The following is a 16,316-nucleotide window of genomic DNA, read 5'->3' on the forward strand; positions in this document are numbered from 1 at the left end:
GTTTGAGCATCTCGTTATTGCTCGACATGGTCGAGGCCGACGATCCCGATCGACTCGCGGTGGTATCCGGCGCTGTTCGGGTAACCATCGCGGAACTGGATGCCATGGCCCGCGGCGCGGCGGGACTGATCGGTTCGTCGGGCGCCGGACACGTCGCATACGTCGGGACCGGTGGCGTCATGGTGCCCCTGCTGCTGTTCGGCTCCGCCCGCGCCGGAAGGGCGTTCACCCCGTTGAACTACCGCCTCAGCGCATCGGCGCTGCGCGAGCTGATCGACCGGTTGCCCGCACCGCTGGTGGTGGTCGACGCCGAATACGCCGAAGCGGTCGAGGGTGCGGGCAAACAGATCATCGACACCGATCTGTTCCTCGCCGCCACGCGGGCCGCGGGAACGGAGACCGAAGACGTCGAGGCCGCACCCGAGGACGTCGCGGTCGTGCTGTTCACCTCCGGCACGACCGCGCGCCCCAAGGCCGTGGAGCTGACCCATGCCAACTTGACGAGCTATGTCATGGGCACCGTCGACTTCGGCTCGGCCGAGCCCGGCGACGCCGCGCTGATCTGTGTGCCGCCCTATCACATCGCCGGTGTCGGCGCGGCGCTATCGAATCTCTACGCCGGACGAAAGATGGTGTATCTCAGGCAGTTCGAGCCGCGGGAGTGGATCCGGCTGGTCGACGACGAGCAGATCACCAATGCCACCGTAGTGCCCACGATGCTCGATCGGATCGTCACCGCGCTCGATGCCACACCGGTGGCGCTGCCGACCCTGCGCACTCTCGCCTACGGGGGCTCGAAGGCACCACTGCCGCTCGTGCGCAAGACGCTCGAGCTGCTGCCCGATGTCGGCTTGGTGAACGCCTACGGCCTGACCGAGACCAGTTCGACCATCGCGGTGCTCACCCCCGAGGAGCACCGCAGCGCCTACCATGCCGACGATCCCGCCGTCGCGAAACGGCTCGGCTCGGTCGGCCGCGCTGTCCCCGGCATCGAACTGCAGATCCGCGCCGACGACGGCACCGTCGCCGCCCCTGGCGAAACCGGCGCGCTGTTCGTCCGCGGCCCCCAGGTGTCGGGCACCTATGCCGATATCGGTTCCGTGCTCGACGGCGACGGCTGGTTCCCCACCAACGATCTCGCCGCCCTCGACGACAACGGCTACCTGTTCCTCGGCGGCCGCAGCGACGACACCATCATCCGAGGCGGTGAGAACATCGCACCGGCCGAACTCGAGGATGTGCTCGTCGAACACCCCCACGTCCACGAGGCCGCGGTGATCGGCGTTCCCGATCCGCAGTGGGGCCAGATCATCGTCGCCGTGGTCGTCCCGGCGCCGGGCAGCACTCCGGCACCGGCAGTACTGCGCGACTATGTGCGAGCCAATCTCCGTGGGTCGCGAACACCGGACCGCATCGTGTTCCGCGATCAGTTGCCCACCACACCGACCGGGAAAGTGCTGCGGCGCACCCTGATCGAAGAACTCACTCCGACCATCGAGGAAACATCGTGATCAACAGTGGTGCCCGGCTGGAAAGCCAGGTCTGCGAAACCCAAGTGATCGTCATCCGAGCCACCGACGCCCTCGACGGGCTGCGCTGCGGCGGCGCCCCGATGGTGCCGATCGGAGCCGAGAAGACCACTGCCGACCTCGACCCGCACTTCGCCGACGGCACCGCCCTCGGAAAACGGTACGTGCACGAGACCGGAGCCGAAATCCTCGTCACCCGACCCGGATCCGGCACGCTCACGGTGCACGACATCCCCTTGGAACTCAAGCAGGCCAAAGCACTGCCATCCAGCGACTGACACGTAGGAGCAATCGCACGCACCCGCATCCACGTCATACGCTACGACGCGACGCTGCGGCGCACCCGCGAGGTCATCGAAATCTGCCGGAAGGTGTGGCGAGGCGCTCCGCTCCGACGGCGACCACTACCGCATCCCGCTGCCCGCGGAATCGGGAACCGAACTGGGCAAACCATTGAAACTCATCAATCAACCAGTGCACCAGCATATTCCGGTCATCACGGCAGCGTTTGGACCCAAGAACGGCACCGGGTGGGACAGTGGCTTCGCGAGCGGCGGCCACCTACCCAAAGCCTGTTCGCCAGCCGGGAACGCTCCGGCGCGGTGGCGGTTCGCATGTTGTTCGCCGGTGCGATGCTTGGCTACTTCACCTTCATCGCCCTGTTCTTCCAAGGGGTGCAGGGTGACTCACCGCTGATCGCCGGATTCGCCTTCCTTCCAGTGCTTTGGTGAATTCCCGTGTCGCACTGGCAGTTCCGCGCTTGACGGGGCGTTTCGGAAATACCGCTCTGCTGACTGTCGGCCTGGGGATCACGGCGCTGGGAATGGCTCGCAACACCTCCTCCGCACTACCGCTACCCGGTCTGGCAGCAAATCCTCGGTCGTGGTCATTCGAGTGACGAGGCCGGGTGTTCGCTCAGAGCCAGGGCGGGGAAGCCGGATTCTCGGCCCGGGTAACGACGGCACATTCCTCCACGAACGACAACACGCCGAGATGGTATGCGGCCGCACCGAATCCGAGGCTCAGGTTGTGTCCGGCCCCGGTTTGCACATTGGTGACGAATCGCGGTGCGGCGCAGAACATCTGCCGGATCTCCGCCAGGGCCGCGGCATCCGATCGCCAGACCCGCTCGAATTCGCCGTGGTTGAATCGCACCGGTACCCGCACGCGGCGGGCCAATTCCGGGAAAGCGGGTGGCCAGTCGTGTACCACCGCCGCCTCATAGCCCGGTCCGGTAACCGAGATCGACTTTCCGCCGAAAATCTCCGGTGGATACAGGTATTCGGGCTCCCACAGCATTTCCCGAATAGCGGCCCGGTCGCGTGTCACCATCATCTGCGCGATTCGTCGCTCGGCCTCGGGGTGTTTGCGGATGCCGGTTCCGGCGAGCTCGATCCCGAGCAGATTCGCACCGCGTTCCTCGGCGGCCATGCGCAGCGCCAGATCGCAACCGGCCGAATGCGCCAGCAGAAACACGCCGGCACCGCGCGGCCGCGACCCGAGTATGGCATCGATGGTCCGATAACACGTGTCCACTCGGTGGTCCGGGTCGGCGAAAGTGTCGGCGTATGGAGCCGACTCGCCGTAGCCGGGACGGTCCACAGCCAGTACCGTGAATCCGAGGGCCGCGCCGATTCGCAAGAGCGACAACCATGGTCGCCCTGGACAGTCGAAATACCTGGATATGGTCGCGCCACCGTGCACGGCCACCACCACCGCGCGCGGCTCGTCGACTTCCGCGCACAGCGCCGACATCGCGATCCCGTCGATCTCGGTCACCCTGGCCGTCACTCCCCGGGTCACGGCATCGCCGATCAGCAGGCCGGTCTCTGCCGCCGTCACCGGTCCGCTCGCAGCAGCAGCACACCGCTGGGTGTCAGCCCACCGCTGGTGACCACACCGACGCGAGCGTCGGGAATCTGTCTGACTCCGGCTTGATTCCGGAGTTGGAGTACGGCCTCGCGGACCAGGCCCAGGCCGTGGGTGCGGCCGTGCGAGAGCTGACCGCCGTGGGTATTGAGCGGCAGTACACCGTCGCGGGCGATGTTCTTACCCTGCGCCAGAAAGTCTTTCGCCTCCCCGATACCGCAGAACCCCAGCGCCTCGATCCAGGACAGGCAGTTGAAGGTGAATCCGTCGTAGAGTTCGGCCACATCGACGTCGGCGGGCGTCAGGCTGGTGCGTGTCCACATGTGTGCGGCCTGGCCCAGCACCTGCGGTTCATGGGTGAGGGTGCTCTGATCCCATTCCAGGCGTTCGATGATCTGGGTTCCGACCGCCTCCACCAGAACCGGCGGCTGCGCCAAATCTCCGGCGGTCTCCCGGGCAGAGACGATCACCGCCACCGCACCGTCGCACGGCACGTCGCAGTCGTAGAGCCCGAAGGGCGTGGTGATGGGGCGCGCCGTGAGGTAGTCGTCCATGGTGAGCGGATCGCGGTATATCGCGGTGGGATCCAGTGCGGCATTGGCACGTTGGTTCAGAGCGATCCAGCCGAGGGTCTCGCGGTCGGTGCCGTAGCGGTGGAAGTGGCGCTGCGCGGTCTGCGCCAGCAGATGCGCCGCCGAGGTCGCGCCGAACGGTACCAGCCAGCCGTCGGCAATCCCGCCGGATGGCGAAATGCGCCCGGCACGAACCAATTCCCCGTAGGTGGACTCCCATACGGTGCGGAAGCACAGCACGTGCCGGGCCAGCCCGGCGGCCACCGCCAGCATGGCGGCGACGACCGAGCCGCCCGGCCCGAAGGTCTCCGCGCTGCCGTTGTACCAGGTCGGCCGGATACCCAGGGCCGATTCGAGGGCGGCGACACCGCCCTCGCCGAACGGGCCGAAGGCACCGGATCCCGGATAGGTCGACAGCCCGTCGATATCCTCCAGGCGCAGTCCCGCGTCCTCGACCGCCGCCCGGCAGGCTTGCACCGTCAGCGACAGCGGGTCGGCCATCAACCGCCGCCCGAGGTCCGACATCCCGATTCCGGTGAGCGCGACCTTGTCCTCGAACTTCTCCGGTGACGCCATCGGCCGCACGCGGTCGGTAATCGAGGCAGGCTCGATGTCGTCGGATGGCAAGGGGGCCAACGGCTTCTGCTCGTCCGCCGGGCGAAACAGCGGCAACCACACCTCGCCCAGTTGCTCGAACTCTACCTGCATGCGCATACCCAAAGTCAGTTGCTCCGGTTCACATGCCACCGCATTGGTGGTCAGCCGCACGCGCGGATCCTCTTCCAGGGCAACCTGTGCCACTACGTACGGCGAGGGCAGGCCGGGCACCTGGAAGCGGTGGTTCACGGTGAAACCGATGAGGGTGGCGAAACCGCTCACCACCCGCACGCCCATCCGGTCACCGCGACAGTAGCGGCAGACCGGTTGCGGCGGATGGATCAACGCGGCACAGGACAGGCATTCCCGGATGCGCAGGCGGCCGTCCGCACCGGAGGTCCAGAAGAATTCGTTCTCGGGTGTGCTGGCCGGCCGGGGACGCGTCACGGGCGACCAGCCGCTTCGGACACCGGCGGATGCTGTGCGGCCGGATCGGGATTCGCGATAGGCAGCCCCATGAATCGGCGTGCGTTGTCGCCCATGAAGTCCCAGGTGCGGCGCTGGTCCATTCCCTCGGCGTACTTCCAGTAGCTTTTCGGCTCCGGGAGTCCCTCCGGATGCGGGTAATCCGAGCCGAACATCACCCGGTCCCAGCCGACCGTCTCGACGACGTCGGCGACCGATCCCTCCCAGAACGGGCTCACCCAGATATTGCGCCGGAAGACTTCCAGCGGGTCTTCGGGGAAGTTCTGCGGCATCTTCTTGGTCAGGTCTGCCAGGTCGTGGAAAAGGGGATGGATCCACGAACTGCCGTTCTCCACACTGGCGATGCGCAGCTTCGGGAATCGAGTGAGGGTGCCGTGGCAGATCAGGCTGCCGATCATGTCGGAGATCTCCCGATGCCCGAGGGCCAGCCATCGGAATGAACTCATGGCCATGAAGTTCTTGGTGGCCGGCGGTTCCCACTTGTTGACGTACTCGTCGAGCGGGGGCTGGCTGGCATGCAGCACGATCGGCAGACCCGCGTTCTCCACATCGCGCCAGAACGGATCGAACTCCGGCAGCGCCGGCGAGCGCCAGCCGCGGTGATTCTTCACCGGCGCCGGTTTGATCAGCACCGCCTTCGCGCCGTTGCCGAGCAGATATTCGAGTTCCCGCTGCGCGCCGTCGACTTCGGCGCAGTTGATGATCGGCGTGCTGAAGATCCGGTCCTGGTAGGCGAAAGTCCAGTGCTCGAGCATCCACTGGTTGAGTGCGTGGATGATGGCCTGGGTCAGCTCCGGATCATCGGCCGCGGAGTGCTCGACAAGGCTCGCCAGCGTCGGATAGCTGAGTGTTTCGCGGACGCCTTGTCGGTCGAGCTCGATGATCCGGTCTTCCGGGTTGCGGGTAGCGGCGGGCGCTTCGATTGCGGCGCCTTGCATTTCCCGAAGGGTGCGGCCCTCGGTGTTCGCACCGGCGAAGAACTTCTCGTGCGCGCCCGGCGCGGCGACCCGATCGAAGGTCGGGTTCGGGATGAAGTCCGTGATCCGGCCGTTGATGGCGATCCGGGTGTGACGTCCGATCTGGACGTACTGAACGGCCTGCTGGTACTGCTCGGGCAGGTATCGAGTGAGAGCTTCGGCGGTCTCGTACATGTGCGAGTCCGCATCGAAGATCGGGGCGGCTATCGGCTGCGTCATCTCTTGTCTCCTTCGTGGCGCCTGGCCGAGCTACTCGAACGGCGTAAACACCAGGCACACAGTCTATTTGGCGATGAACCTGGTTGCGTCGAGAAGCAGGACGACCCGATCGTCCACGTCGGCGGGCAGGCCGTTCTCGGTTTCGCCGTACAACTCGTTCAACATCGAGTAGAACGAGCCCTTTTCATCCCCTTGCACGGTCACCAGCCACCCTTGCGCCTCCAAGACCCGGGAAGGGGCGTCCGGATCGGTGATGAGGAAGGAATAGTTGGGGTTCGCCTGCAGGCTCGTGAACTTCCGCCGCGGAATCGTATGGCTCATGCGTAGATGTGCGCCGTCCCAGGTGAACCGCATCGGCGTCTGGTCCGGGGATCCGTGCGGAGTCACGGTTGCGAGCACGCCGACGATCGGGCGCCGCAGGAGGTCCTCGAATCCGGCAGGCACTTTCGACGTCATGATTCCACCACCCGTTCAGCACCAGTATCGAAATATATACAGTAATACTCTCCGTAGCCTGCCGCAAGCGCCGCCCGACCCTCGTGATCGCATGGTTGTGGCACCACTTCCGGTATGGCTTACTGTATAAACATCTGCAACCCGGAGGAACGAATATGCGGAGAATAATTGCCCCTGAGATCTCCAACTGGCCGGACGAAGACTTCCGGCTCGTCGGCGGATCGTGTGGCGCGTGCGGTGCAACCGTCTTCCCCATCCAGGACCTGTGCCCGCGGTGCAGTCGGCAGTCGATCGAGCCGATCACCCTCCCGCGCAACGGCACCCTGGTGGCCTGGACCACCCAGGGTTTCCTCCCGGGGGCGCCCTACCTCGGCAACGAGACACCGAAAACCTTCGTTCCCTTCGGGGTCGGCCTGGTCCAGCTCGGCGACGTCATCCGGATCGAAGGCCGGCTCACCGAAAACGACCCGGACAAGCTGGCATTCGGTATGGAAGTCGCGTTGACGACCGTGCCGCTCGGCACCGACCCCGAAGGCAACGAGGTGCTCACCTTCGCCTTCCAACCAGCCTGAGGGACAGGACTTTTCACATGACCAACGATGTAGCGATCATCGGCGTGGGTATGCATCCATTCGGCCGATTCGAAGGCAAGACAGCGATGCAGATGGGGACGGACGCCATTCGCGCCGCCCTCGCCGACGCCGGATTGGCATGGCGAGATATCCAATTCGCCGTCGGTGGCAGTTGGGAGGTCGCCAATCCCGATGCGATCGTGAGCCTGATGGGACTGACCGGCATCCCCTTCACCAATGTCTTCAATGCCTGTGCCACCTCGGCCAGCGCCACCGAAGCCTGCGCCGATGGGATCCGGCTCGGCAAATACGACATCGGCATCGCGATCGGCATGGACAAGCATCCGCGCGGCGCGTTCACCGTCGACCCCACCCTCGTCGGCATGCCCAAGTGGTACGGCGAGAACGGTCAATATCTGACCACACAGTTCTTCGGCATGAAAGCCAACCGCTACCTGCACGACCACGGGATCTCCGTGCAGACCCTGGCCAGGGTCGCCGCCAAGAACTACCGCAACGGCATATTGAATCCGAACGCTTTCCGCCGCAAGGCAGTCTCGGAGGCGGACATCCTCGCCGCGCCGATGCTCAACTACCCACTGACCCATTACATGTTCTGCGCGCCGGACGAAGGCGCCGCCGCCGTGATCATGTGCCGAGCCGACATCGCGCACCGCTATACCAGCAAGCCGATATACGTGCGCGCCGTCGAGGTGCGCACACGCAAATACGGCGCGTACGAGGTCAATACGACATACGCACCGGTGCAGGAGGACGTATCCCCCTCGGTCTACGCATCGCGCGCGGCGTTCGAGTCCGCGGGTATCGCACCGAAGGACATCGATGTCCTCCAGCTCCAGGACACCGATGCCGGAGCCGAGGTCATCCATATGGCAGAGGCCGGCTTCTGCGCCGACGGAGACCAGGAGAAGCTGATCGCCGACGGTGTCACCGAGATCTCCGGTTCGATGCCGGTGAACACCGACGGCGGACTCATCGCGAACGGCGAACCGATCGGCGCTTCGGGAATGCGTCAGCTCCACGAACTCGTCCTGCAACTGCGTGGGACCGCCGGCGAACGTCAGGTGTCCGGTGATCCCAAGGCCGGCTTCGCGCTTCTCTACGGCGCTCCGGGCACCGCCGGGGCAACGATCGTCACCACCTGATCTCCGCACCGAAAGCCACCCGCGCAGAAACTGGCCAGTTCGGTGCGTGACACCGTATCTGCACACTGCTGCCACGTACCGAACTGGCGAAGATCCATATCCGGACCGCACGGGTCCTCACCCGCGGCAGCACCTGCGCCCGGACTTCCGGAGATCCGAACTGCCGCATAGACTTCACAACGACGCGGGCTGCCCCGAGGCGCCTGCACTCGCCGTCTCCGCAGATCCCACCGACGTTCACACATCCGGTTCCAGCGGTCGGCCGAATCGGGATCCAGCTCGGCCGCGAGGCATCCGCTATCGCCCCCAGGCTCGCAGCAGGTCCTCGGTCGTAGTCACGGTGGCCAGCAGCGACAATGTGTTCTCGATGACGGCGGCTCCGTACTCACGCGGCACCCCAGCGACCGCATCGCGGGGCAGCACAACGCGATAGGCGGCATTGACCGCGTCCATGACCAGGTTGGGGATCGCCACATTGAGTGACACCCCGACCGCGACGATGGTCGAGACACCGAGATTGCGCAGCACCGCGTCCAGATCCGTACCACCCATGGGACCGAGGCCGTGTCGCCGAGTGAGAACAAGATCGCTCGGTTCCGGCCCGAATTCCGGCAACAGCGTGGCGCCGGGACTGCCGGGAGTTACCGCGACACCACGGCGGCCGATGGCGAAGAGTTTTGCATTGTGATTGGAGCCTTGGCCGTCGGCCCGTCGCGATACCACGCAGTGCACCACCCGAACTCCGGCCGTGCGCGCCGCGGGCAGCAACTTGCCGATATTGGGCAGTGCCTCGCGACGCGCCTCGTCCGCCAGGGCGGGCAGACCGGCATCGGGCCCGACGACCGCACCCTGACACTCCTGGGTGACGATGGCCGTATGCGCGGGCGCGACCAGATCCGCCAGCGCGAGCCGGCTCACGTGGTGCCGACCGGCGGTATGTCGTAGAACTGGGTGGCCCACTTGCGAAGCGACAGATACGGTTTCGCATCCTTGGGGGAAAGCGGCGGGCGTTCGACATACTTCTGATGACGCCAGATACTCAGGTCTTCCCATACGGTGACCAGGAACTGCTTCTCGACGCGCTCGCGAACCGCCGGTGGCGGAACGTCGGAATCGTCTCCCGGATTGCGCGGCCACCAGATCGAATAGAACAGGTCCGAGCATTCGTCGTCGACGGGCGTCGTGGCGAAGATGAGCCGGTGCTTGGATGATCCGTCGAACGCGCTGATGGAGCCGCCGAGACCGAACATCTGCGCGTGGATCTTCAACGCCATCTTATCCGGATCGTCACTGCGCGCGTCGGGCCAGCCGGTGAGGAAGTTCCAGGTGTGGTCGACGACGCTGTAGTCCAGCATTCGCGGGGTGACGGTGGCGCCGTGGACATATTCGAAATGCAGACTGTCCGGGCCGTTCTCCAGCACGACCTGGGGATGCACCGGCTCGCGCTCGGTCTTGCGAGAGAACTCCGGATACGGGCGGTAGAAATTCTCCGGGTCGGTCTCGAGTTCCGGGAACAGCCGCAGGATATCGGGCATCTCCCACTGCGGTTCCTTGCCGTCGGGCTGATGCCACATGAACACGCAACCGTTCTGCTCGTTGACCGGGTAGACCCGCAACCGCAGCCCACGGTTGGTCCGGTCCTCGTCGGGAATGCGGCGATTGGTACCGTCCGGACCCCATCGCCAGCCGTGGAACGGGCATTCGACACAGTCGCCGACCACTTTGCCGCCGTAGCCGATATGCGCACCGAGATGCCGGCAGTGCCCGGTCAATATGTGCAGTTCACCGGACTCGTCACGGTAGGCGACCAGATCCTCGCCGAAGTACCGGAGCGGCCGAACCTCACCCTGCGGAAATTCGGCCGACCACCCCACCATGAACCACCCGGTGACCTTCCAGGTGAAGGGGACCTTCACGTGACACCTCCAGTCTTGCCAGGGCGGGAACCGCCTATACTGATGCACTTACAGTAATATATATGGCACGGGTCTCGCGACCCTGCGCGACCGTTTCCGGGCACCCGGAGCGGCCACGTCATCGATCGGCGATGACGACCTCCCCGAATGTTCGGACGAAGTCCGCCGCCGCCTCGGGGCTCGAGCCGTCGACATGCACCACCGCCCAACCGGCACCGCGCTTTTCGAGATCGTCGAGGTAGGCCAGGGCCGTGCGCACCGTGCCCGCGTCGGCGAAATCCAGATGCGGACACACCACCTGCACGTCGACCGAATCCGGGTCACGGCCAGCCGCAGCCAGCCGACGACGCAGTGCACTGACGCCGTCGCCGAACTCATCGGGATTCTCGATGGCCTTGGTGCGCATCGCGGCGGCCATATCCGCCCCTGCGATGATCGGCATCCACCCGTCGCCGTGCTGGACCACTCGCCGCAGGGCCGCCGGGCCATTGCCACCGATCCAGATCGGCGGGTGTGGTCGTCGTACGGGGGCCTGCAGCCACAGCGGGCCCGGTGCCGCGAAATCTCTTCCCTCGACAGGTTTTTCGGGTTCGATCCAAATCCGCCGCAGCGCACCCAAGGCCTCGTCGAGGAGTTCGGCGCGGCGTTCGTGGTCCACGCCGACCGCGGCGAACTCCGCCCGCAGATAGCCTGCACCCACACCGGCGATCAATCGCCCGCCCGAGACGATGTCCAAACTGCCGAGCGCTTTCGCGGACAGATAGGGATTGCGGAACGGCAGTACATAGAGGTTGGTCAGCAAGCGAATTCGCGCGGTGACGCCGGCCATGAAACTCAACGCCGCGATCGGATCGAGGGTGTTGTGCCCGCCGTTGCGCCGCCATTTCAGCGACGGGGCCGGATGTTCGCTCAATGCCACCGCCGAGAATCCGGACTCCTCGGCCGCCGTGACGACCGCGCGGATCACCTCCGGCCGCAAAAACGCATCGGAGGCGCTCGGCAGCTCGCTCGGATATTCGAGCACGTATTTCATCGCGCCGGTCTCCTTGTCGAGTGCAGCGCGCATTCCTCGATGAACGAGAGCACGCCGCGGTGGTAACCAGCGGCGACGCGAAACAGTGCCTGGATCTCGGCGCGGGCCGCCGGAATGCGATCGGCTTGCCGCCGACGATCGTGTCGTGACGGCATAGCGACACGCTCCTTTTCAGCTCGTCTTCGCCTGGGCCGGCGCGGCATAGTTGGGACGTCCGAGACCGAGCACGTGCTGCGCGATCAGGTTGCGGAAGACCTCGAGAGTGCCGCCGTAGATACCGCACAGCGGCGCCCAGCGGTAGAGGTATTCGGCGCCGCCGTCAGCGATGGCGCCGTCGGTGTCGATCGGCAACGCCGACGCGGACCCGAGAATATCCATCAGATCCGGGGCTATATCACGCATCGCCTGTGCGATCGCGACCCGGCCGAACATATTCGGCGCCGACAGCGCCGCCTCCATCCGGGCGATGCTGCGGCCGAGCCGATACGCGACCGATCCGTGGTCGAGCAGCCGACGACCGTCCGGACCACGCCGGGCGGTTATCGCCGCCACCTTGTCCGCCGACGTCGCCATCACCAGGCCCTGATGCACCAGGACCGATACATCCTGCAGGCCGTCCGCGGCAACGTCTACCACGCCGTGCTCGACGCTGAGCGGCTCCATGAGCACGCGCCAGCCCTCGTTGACCGCGCCGAGCCGATACTTGTCATCGATTCGGACGTCGCTGTAGTAGACGATATTGGTGCGGTCACCGTCCACCGTCCGGATGCCCTGGATCTCGATACCCGGGGTATCCAACGGGACCAGGAACATGGTGAGGCTCTTGTGTTTTCGCGCCTCGGGATCGGTATTGGTGATCAGGAAGACATACTGGCAATTGTGCGCGCCGGTGGTGAACATCTTGGCGCCGTTGATGACCCACTGGTCCCCGTCGCGAACCGCGCGGGTCTTGCACATCGCGACATCGGATCCGCCTTCGGGCTCGGTGTAGCCCAGGCACAACCGGACCTCGCCGGTGAGCACCCGCGGCAGCACCTCCTCGCGCAGTTCGGGCGAGCCGAACTGTTCGACGGATTGCGCCACGATGATGGTGGTGCCCCAGGTGACCCAGGGGACGTGCACGCGCCGCTTCTCGAGATCCCAGATGCGCCGCTGCACGCGGGTCATCCCGCCGTCGGCGCCGGTGTTCATCTCGGCTGTCAGCCACCCTTCGGCACCCATGGCACGGTGCACACCCGCGTCGAAATTATCGCCGGTTTCGCGATCGCGGCGCCGCACCTCGTCGGTGACATGGGTACCGAGAAACTTTCGCACCCGATCGTGGAAAGCCGCGTCCTCGGCGGAGAGTTCAACCAGAGAAAAGTCCATCGATAGCTCCGTTCTAGGCCCGCGCGAACAGTTCGGCGACCCGCACGGCGCTGGCGCCCGGATCGCCCGCCGCCAGCGGCCAGCCACGGGCGCGCACCAGATAGGCCGAGGCGGCCGACTCCGTCGTGACACCCAGTCCGCCCTGGACGTGCACGGCCATGGTGGCCGCCTTGGCGGCCTCCTCGGTCATATACACGAACGCCGCAGCCGCCAGTCCGGGCTGGACATCGGGTTCGTATTCGAGGAACCAGGCGGCCCGCCGAGAAAGGTTGCGCCCGCCCTGCACGACGATCGCGATATTGGCCAGCGGATGGGATATGCCCTGCAGGGTCGAGATCGGAACACCCATCGTGTAGCGGGTTTTCGCGAATTCGACCGCGATGCGCATCGTCTCTTCGACGAGCCCGACCAGCGCGGCCGCGGTGAGCACCCGCCACTCGTCGAGGGCGCGCTCATAGTGCGCGAGTGCGTCGGCGCCACTGGCCAGCACGATCCGCCCGTCGGCCGCCGCCGGATCGACCCACGCCATCGGCAGACGGCCGATATTCTCGACCTTCGCGGGCCGGGTGGCGAAGGTCAGGGCGACGATATCGTCGCCGTCGCGGACGATGATCCGATCCGCGATCGCCCCCGACGGGATGAGCCGGATCCCGGCAACGGCGTCGATGCGCGCATCCAGCGCGACCACCTGTCTGCCCTCGACCACATCCGCCGTGCCATCGGCATCGGCCCGCAATGCGCCGAGCCGAGCCAGCAGGCGAGCCGCGCAGACATGATCGATCCACGGCACCGGCGCGATGGCGCGGCCGAGCTCCTCCGCGACCAGGGCGAGGTCGACCAGTGTCGCGCCGTCACCGCCCACGGCTTCGGGCAGCGCCATGGTGGTCGCGCCGGTACCGCACAGCTGCTCCCACAGATTCTTGTCGAAACCCGTCGGTTCGGCCGCGCGCACCACCTCGAGGGGGCACCGGCTCTTGACGAACTTCGCGTACGCCGCCTGGAGTTCCGTCTGATCTTCCGACAGGCTGTAATCCTGCCTGCGCAATTCGTAGCGGTCCATATTTCTCTTGCTCCTCGTTCCGGCGCGCGGCTCAGTCGGCGACCGCTCGGTCACCGAAAAAGAATTCCTGTGCGTTGTGGTAGAGATAGTTGTCCAGCACGTCTTCGGGCAGGTCGAGCGCCAACGCTTCCGGCACTACCCGGCGCATGCGAAGCACCGGCCAATCCGAGCCGAAGATCACCTTCTGCTTTCCCCGGGTCCGCATGAAATGCACCAGACTGTCCGGCAGCCGCTTGGGCGACCAGGCCGAGGTCATGAGTCGAAGGTTCTCGTATTTCATGAGCAGCCGAATCGCGATATCCCACCACGGATCGGCGCCGTGGATCATGCACAGCCGAAGCTCCGGGAATCGGAAGCACACCTGATCCAGGTAAATGGGATTCTGCACCTCACCCGGAATCGGCGGTCCCGGTATTCCGGTATTCATGCACAATGGCAGACCCAGCTCGGCGCATTTGTAGTACAGCGGGTAGTAGACCGCATCGGTCGGCGGATACCGGCCGTCGCCCCAGAAACTCGGCCCCGCCGTCGTATAGACCACCGGCAGATCGTTCACCAGTGCATCGAGTTCACGCAAGGACGGAATCGGATGTAGTAGATCGACGCCGTTGATGGCCAGACCGAATCGGTCCGGCCGCGCTTCCACGAATTTCAGCGCGGTCTTCGACGGTTTCGCCATCGAATACATCAGGACCGCTTTTTCGACGCCCTGCTCGTCCATCTCGTCGAGCAATTCCGTCAGCTCGACCTGCGTGTACAACGACGCCGGTCCTTTGAAATAGTCGTCCCGGACCTTCAGCATCCAGTCGGGTTGGTCCCGCTCACCGAAATGCACATTCACCAGGCAGTCGATTACTTTGTGCACAGTCACGCCCCAATTTCCTCCGCAACGCCCGGTACCACACGTTTCGCGGCCCAGCGATAATCAGGCTTACCGTTTCCGAGCCGCCGGATCTCCGCTACGAATATGAATTCCTTCGGCACCTTGAATCCGGCCAATTCGAGTTTGCATACCTGCCGCAGTGCCGCGTCGGTGACATCCGCCCCCGCCCGCGGGCACACCAGTGCGACTACCTCTTGCCCCCAGCGCGGACTCGGCCGCCCCACCACCAATGCGTCGAATATCCCCGGATGCGCCCGCAACACCTCCTCGACCTCTTCGACGAAAACCTTCTCACCGCCGGTATTGACGACCAGCGAATCGCGGCCGAGCAATCGGAGGGTGCCGTCGGCATCGACACTCGCCCGATCGCCGGGGATGGCCATGCGCTGCCCATCGATCTCCGGAAAGGTGCGCTCGGTGGCCGCGCGATCCTCGAAATAGCCGAGCGGAACCCGGCCGATTCTGGCCGCCCACCCGATCTCGGGATCGCCGGGCGCGAGAAAGCGGGTGCGGTCCGCCGATACCGCCGTCGCACCCGGGCCCGGATCGAACGTCTCGACCTCGGCACGGTGCCGACTACGACCGAAGGCCATACCGCCGGTCTCCGACGCGCCATAGCCCTCGACGACCATGACGTGCGGCAGCAAGTCGAGCAGTTGCCGTTTGTGCAGCTGGTTGGTCGCCGCTCCCCCGGTTCCGATGGCCAGCAGCGAGGACAGGTCGTACGAGCGCTCTCGCAGCTCTTGCACCAGAGGGCCGGCGTAGGCGTCGCCGACGATCGTCATCAACGCCGCGTTCTCACGTTCCGCTATTTCCAGAGCGGTGCGCGCATCGAAGGTTTTTCGGTCGTCGTACAGCACGATCGTCTGCCCGACCAGCAGCCCCGCGCAGGCCGTCATGATGCCGGCGGCGTGCGACAGCGGTGATACCGCGAACCAGACGTGTTCGGTCGACCGCGCGAGATCCTGTACGGGCGTGAGGGATTCGTGATCAGCACCGTTCATGGACGCCACATAAAGATCACTCTGCCGCCAGAGGACGCCTTTGGGCCGCCCCGTGGTCCCGCCGGTGCACAGCATCACCAGGTCGTCCGGCGTAGCGGTGACTACCTCTGCGGTGTCACCGTCGAGCACCGTGTCCGCGAACGGCACCGTACCCGTCGGAACAGCAGCGTCACTGCCGTCCTCGATCGAGATCAGCAACTCCGTATCGTCCAGCGCGGCTTCGGCGACCACCGGCCCGAATGATCGATGGAAGACGATGCCACGGGGCCGGATATAGGCCAGCAGGTCCCGGATCTCACGCGCCGTGTAGTGGTAGTTGATATTCACCGGTACGACGCGGGCCTTCATACAGCCGATCAGCACGTCGAGGTACAGATCGTTGCGCATGAGCAGGGCGATGCGGTCCTGACCGCACTCCCACCGGCTGAGCCGGTCCCGCGGCGTGTGCTCGCCGAAACCCTGGGCCGCGACGAAGTTCGCGAACCGTCGGATCCGCAGCGCCGACTCGCCGAAGGTGCTGCGCCGGTTGCCGCAGACGGTCATCGTCCGGTCCGGCACCGCCGCCGCGACAGCGTCGAAGACGGCACCGATACTCCATTCGGTCAACGC

The 16,316-nt window shown here is 65.5% G+C and carries 17 protein-coding genes and 1 pseudogene; 6 read left to right on the forward strand and 12 right to left on the reverse strand.

Annotated features, from left to right (window positions below):
* Nucleotides 1-2: 2 nt before the first annotated feature.
* The 4 genes and pseudogenes from AB0L58_RS03625 (at nt 3) to AB0L58_RS03640 (ending at nt 2,260) form a co-directional block, all read left to right on the forward strand.
* Complete coding sequence (locus AB0L58_RS03625; RefSeq protein WP_364380459.1) at nt 3-1,511, forward strand: fatty acid--CoA ligase family protein; 1,509 nt, start codon at nt 3-5, stop codon at nt 1,509-1,511.
* On the forward strand, nt 1,508-1,807 hold the full coding sequence (locus AB0L58_RS03630) for a hypothetical protein (protein ID WP_364380462.1): 300 nt from the start codon (nt 1,508-1,510) through the stop codon (nt 1,805-1,807). The genes AB0L58_RS03625 and AB0L58_RS03630 overlap by 4 nt, the downstream gene beginning before the upstream one ends.
* A gap of 30 nt (nt 1,808-1,837) precedes the next feature.
* Nucleotides 1,838-2,051: pseudogene (locus tag AB0L58_RS03635) on the forward strand (LLM class F420-dependent oxidoreductase); the annotation flags it as partial.
* 8 nt (nt 2,052-2,059) lie between these two features.
* Complete coding sequence (locus AB0L58_RS03640; RefSeq protein ID WP_364380465.1) at nt 2,060-2,260, forward strand: hypothetical protein; 201 nt, start codon at nt 2,060-2,062, stop codon at nt 2,258-2,260.
* Nucleotides 2,261-2,444: 184 nt separating this feature from the next.
* On the opposite strand, the gene AB0L58_RS03645 is transcribed toward AB0L58_RS03640, so the two are convergent.
* The 4 genes from AB0L58_RS03645 to AB0L58_RS03660 form a co-directional block, all read right to left on the reverse strand.
* A complete protein-coding gene (locus AB0L58_RS03645) occupies nt 2,445-3,371 on the reverse strand; it encodes an alpha/beta hydrolase (protein WP_364380468.1) in 927 nt (308 codons plus the stop codon).
* Nucleotides 3,368-5,014 carry an OB-fold domain-containing protein gene (locus tag AB0L58_RS03650; protein WP_364380470.1) on the reverse strand — a complete coding sequence of 549 codons (1,647 nt, stop codon included), beginning with the start codon at nt 5,012-5,014 and terminating at the stop codon, nt 3,368-3,370. The genes AB0L58_RS03645 and AB0L58_RS03650 overlap by 4 nt, the downstream gene beginning before the upstream one ends.
* The gene (locus tag AB0L58_RS03655) at nt 5,011-6,249 is read right to left on the reverse strand and encodes an amidohydrolase family protein (RefSeq protein ID WP_364380473.1); all 1,239 of its coding nucleotides are present in this window, start codon (nt 6,247-6,249) and stop codon (nt 5,011-5,013) included. The genes AB0L58_RS03650 and AB0L58_RS03655 overlap by 4 nt, the downstream gene beginning before the upstream one ends.
* A gap of 63 nt (nt 6,250-6,312) precedes the next feature.
* Nucleotides 6,313-6,705, reverse strand: coding sequence for a pyridoxamine 5'-phosphate oxidase family protein (locus AB0L58_RS03660; protein ID WP_364380476.1), 393 nt, complete (start codon nt 6,703-6,705; stop codon nt 6,313-6,315).
* Nucleotides 6,706-6,860: 155 nt separating this feature from the next.
* Between AB0L58_RS03660 and AB0L58_RS03665 the strand changes: the two genes are divergently transcribed.
* Nucleotides 6,861-7,277: an OB-fold domain-containing protein gene (locus AB0L58_RS03665; protein WP_364380479.1), complete on the forward strand. Its 417-nt coding sequence runs from the start codon at nt 6,861-6,863 to the stop codon at nt 7,275-7,277.
* Nucleotides 7,278-7,294: 17 nt separating this feature from the next.
* Nucleotides 7,295-8,443 (forward strand): thiolase family protein, encoded by a 1,149-nt coding sequence (locus AB0L58_RS03670; protein WP_364380482.1) that lies wholly within the window; start codon nt 7,295-7,297, stop codon nt 8,441-8,443.
* A gap of 297 nt (nt 8,444-8,740) precedes the next feature.
* On the opposite strand, the gene AB0L58_RS03675 is transcribed toward AB0L58_RS03670, so the two are convergent.
* The 8 genes from AB0L58_RS03675 to AB0L58_RS03710 form a co-directional block, all read right to left on the reverse strand.
* Nucleotides 8,741-9,361 carry a cysteine hydrolase gene (locus AB0L58_RS03675; RefSeq protein WP_364380485.1) on the reverse strand — a complete coding sequence of 207 codons (621 nt, stop codon included), beginning with the start codon at nt 9,359-9,361 and terminating at the stop codon, nt 8,741-8,743.
* Complete coding sequence (locus tag AB0L58_RS03680) at nt 9,358-10,359, reverse strand: Rieske 2Fe-2S domain-containing protein (protein WP_364380488.1); 1,002 nt, start codon at nt 10,357-10,359, stop codon at nt 9,358-9,360. The genes AB0L58_RS03675 and AB0L58_RS03680 overlap by 4 nt, the downstream gene beginning before the upstream one ends.
* 118 nt (nt 10,360-10,477) lie before the next feature.
* Nucleotides 10,478-11,392, reverse strand: a complete 915-nt coding sequence (locus tag AB0L58_RS03685; protein WP_364380492.1) for a TIGR03619 family F420-dependent LLM class oxidoreductase — start codon at nt 11,390-11,392, stop codon at nt 10,478-10,480.
* The gene (locus AB0L58_RS03690) at nt 11,389-11,547 is read right to left on the reverse strand and encodes a hypothetical protein (protein WP_364380494.1); all 159 of its coding nucleotides are present in this window, start codon (nt 11,545-11,547) and stop codon (nt 11,389-11,391) included. The genes AB0L58_RS03685 and AB0L58_RS03690 overlap by 4 nt, the downstream gene beginning before the upstream one ends.
* 16 nt (nt 11,548-11,563) lie before the next feature.
* Nucleotides 11,564-12,760, reverse strand: coding sequence for an acyl-CoA dehydrogenase family protein (locus AB0L58_RS03695; RefSeq protein ID WP_364380497.1), 1,197 nt, complete (start codon nt 12,758-12,760; stop codon nt 11,564-11,566).
* 13 nt (nt 12,761-12,773) lie between these two features.
* Nucleotides 12,774-13,820: an acyl-CoA dehydrogenase family protein gene (locus tag AB0L58_RS03700; RefSeq protein WP_364380500.1), complete on the reverse strand. Its 1,047-nt coding sequence runs from the start codon at nt 13,818-13,820 to the stop codon at nt 12,774-12,776.
* A gap of 31 nt (nt 13,821-13,851) precedes the next feature.
* Nucleotides 13,852-14,622, reverse strand: coding sequence for an amidohydrolase family protein (locus AB0L58_RS03705; RefSeq protein ID WP_364381736.1), 771 nt, complete (start codon nt 14,620-14,622; stop codon nt 13,852-13,854).
* A 65-nt stretch (nt 14,623-14,687) separates the two neighbouring features.
* Nucleotides 14,688-16,313, reverse strand: a complete 1,626-nt coding sequence (locus AB0L58_RS03710) for an AMP-binding protein (protein ID WP_364380503.1) — start codon at nt 16,311-16,313, stop codon at nt 14,688-14,690.
* Between the last annotated feature and the right edge of the window lie 3 nt (nt 16,314-16,316).

The sequence above is a fragment of the Nocardia sp. NPDC052112 genome (assembly GCF_040680135.1).
Taxonomy (GTDB): domain Bacteria; phylum Actinomycetota; class Actinomycetes; order Mycobacteriales; family Mycobacteriaceae; genus Nocardia.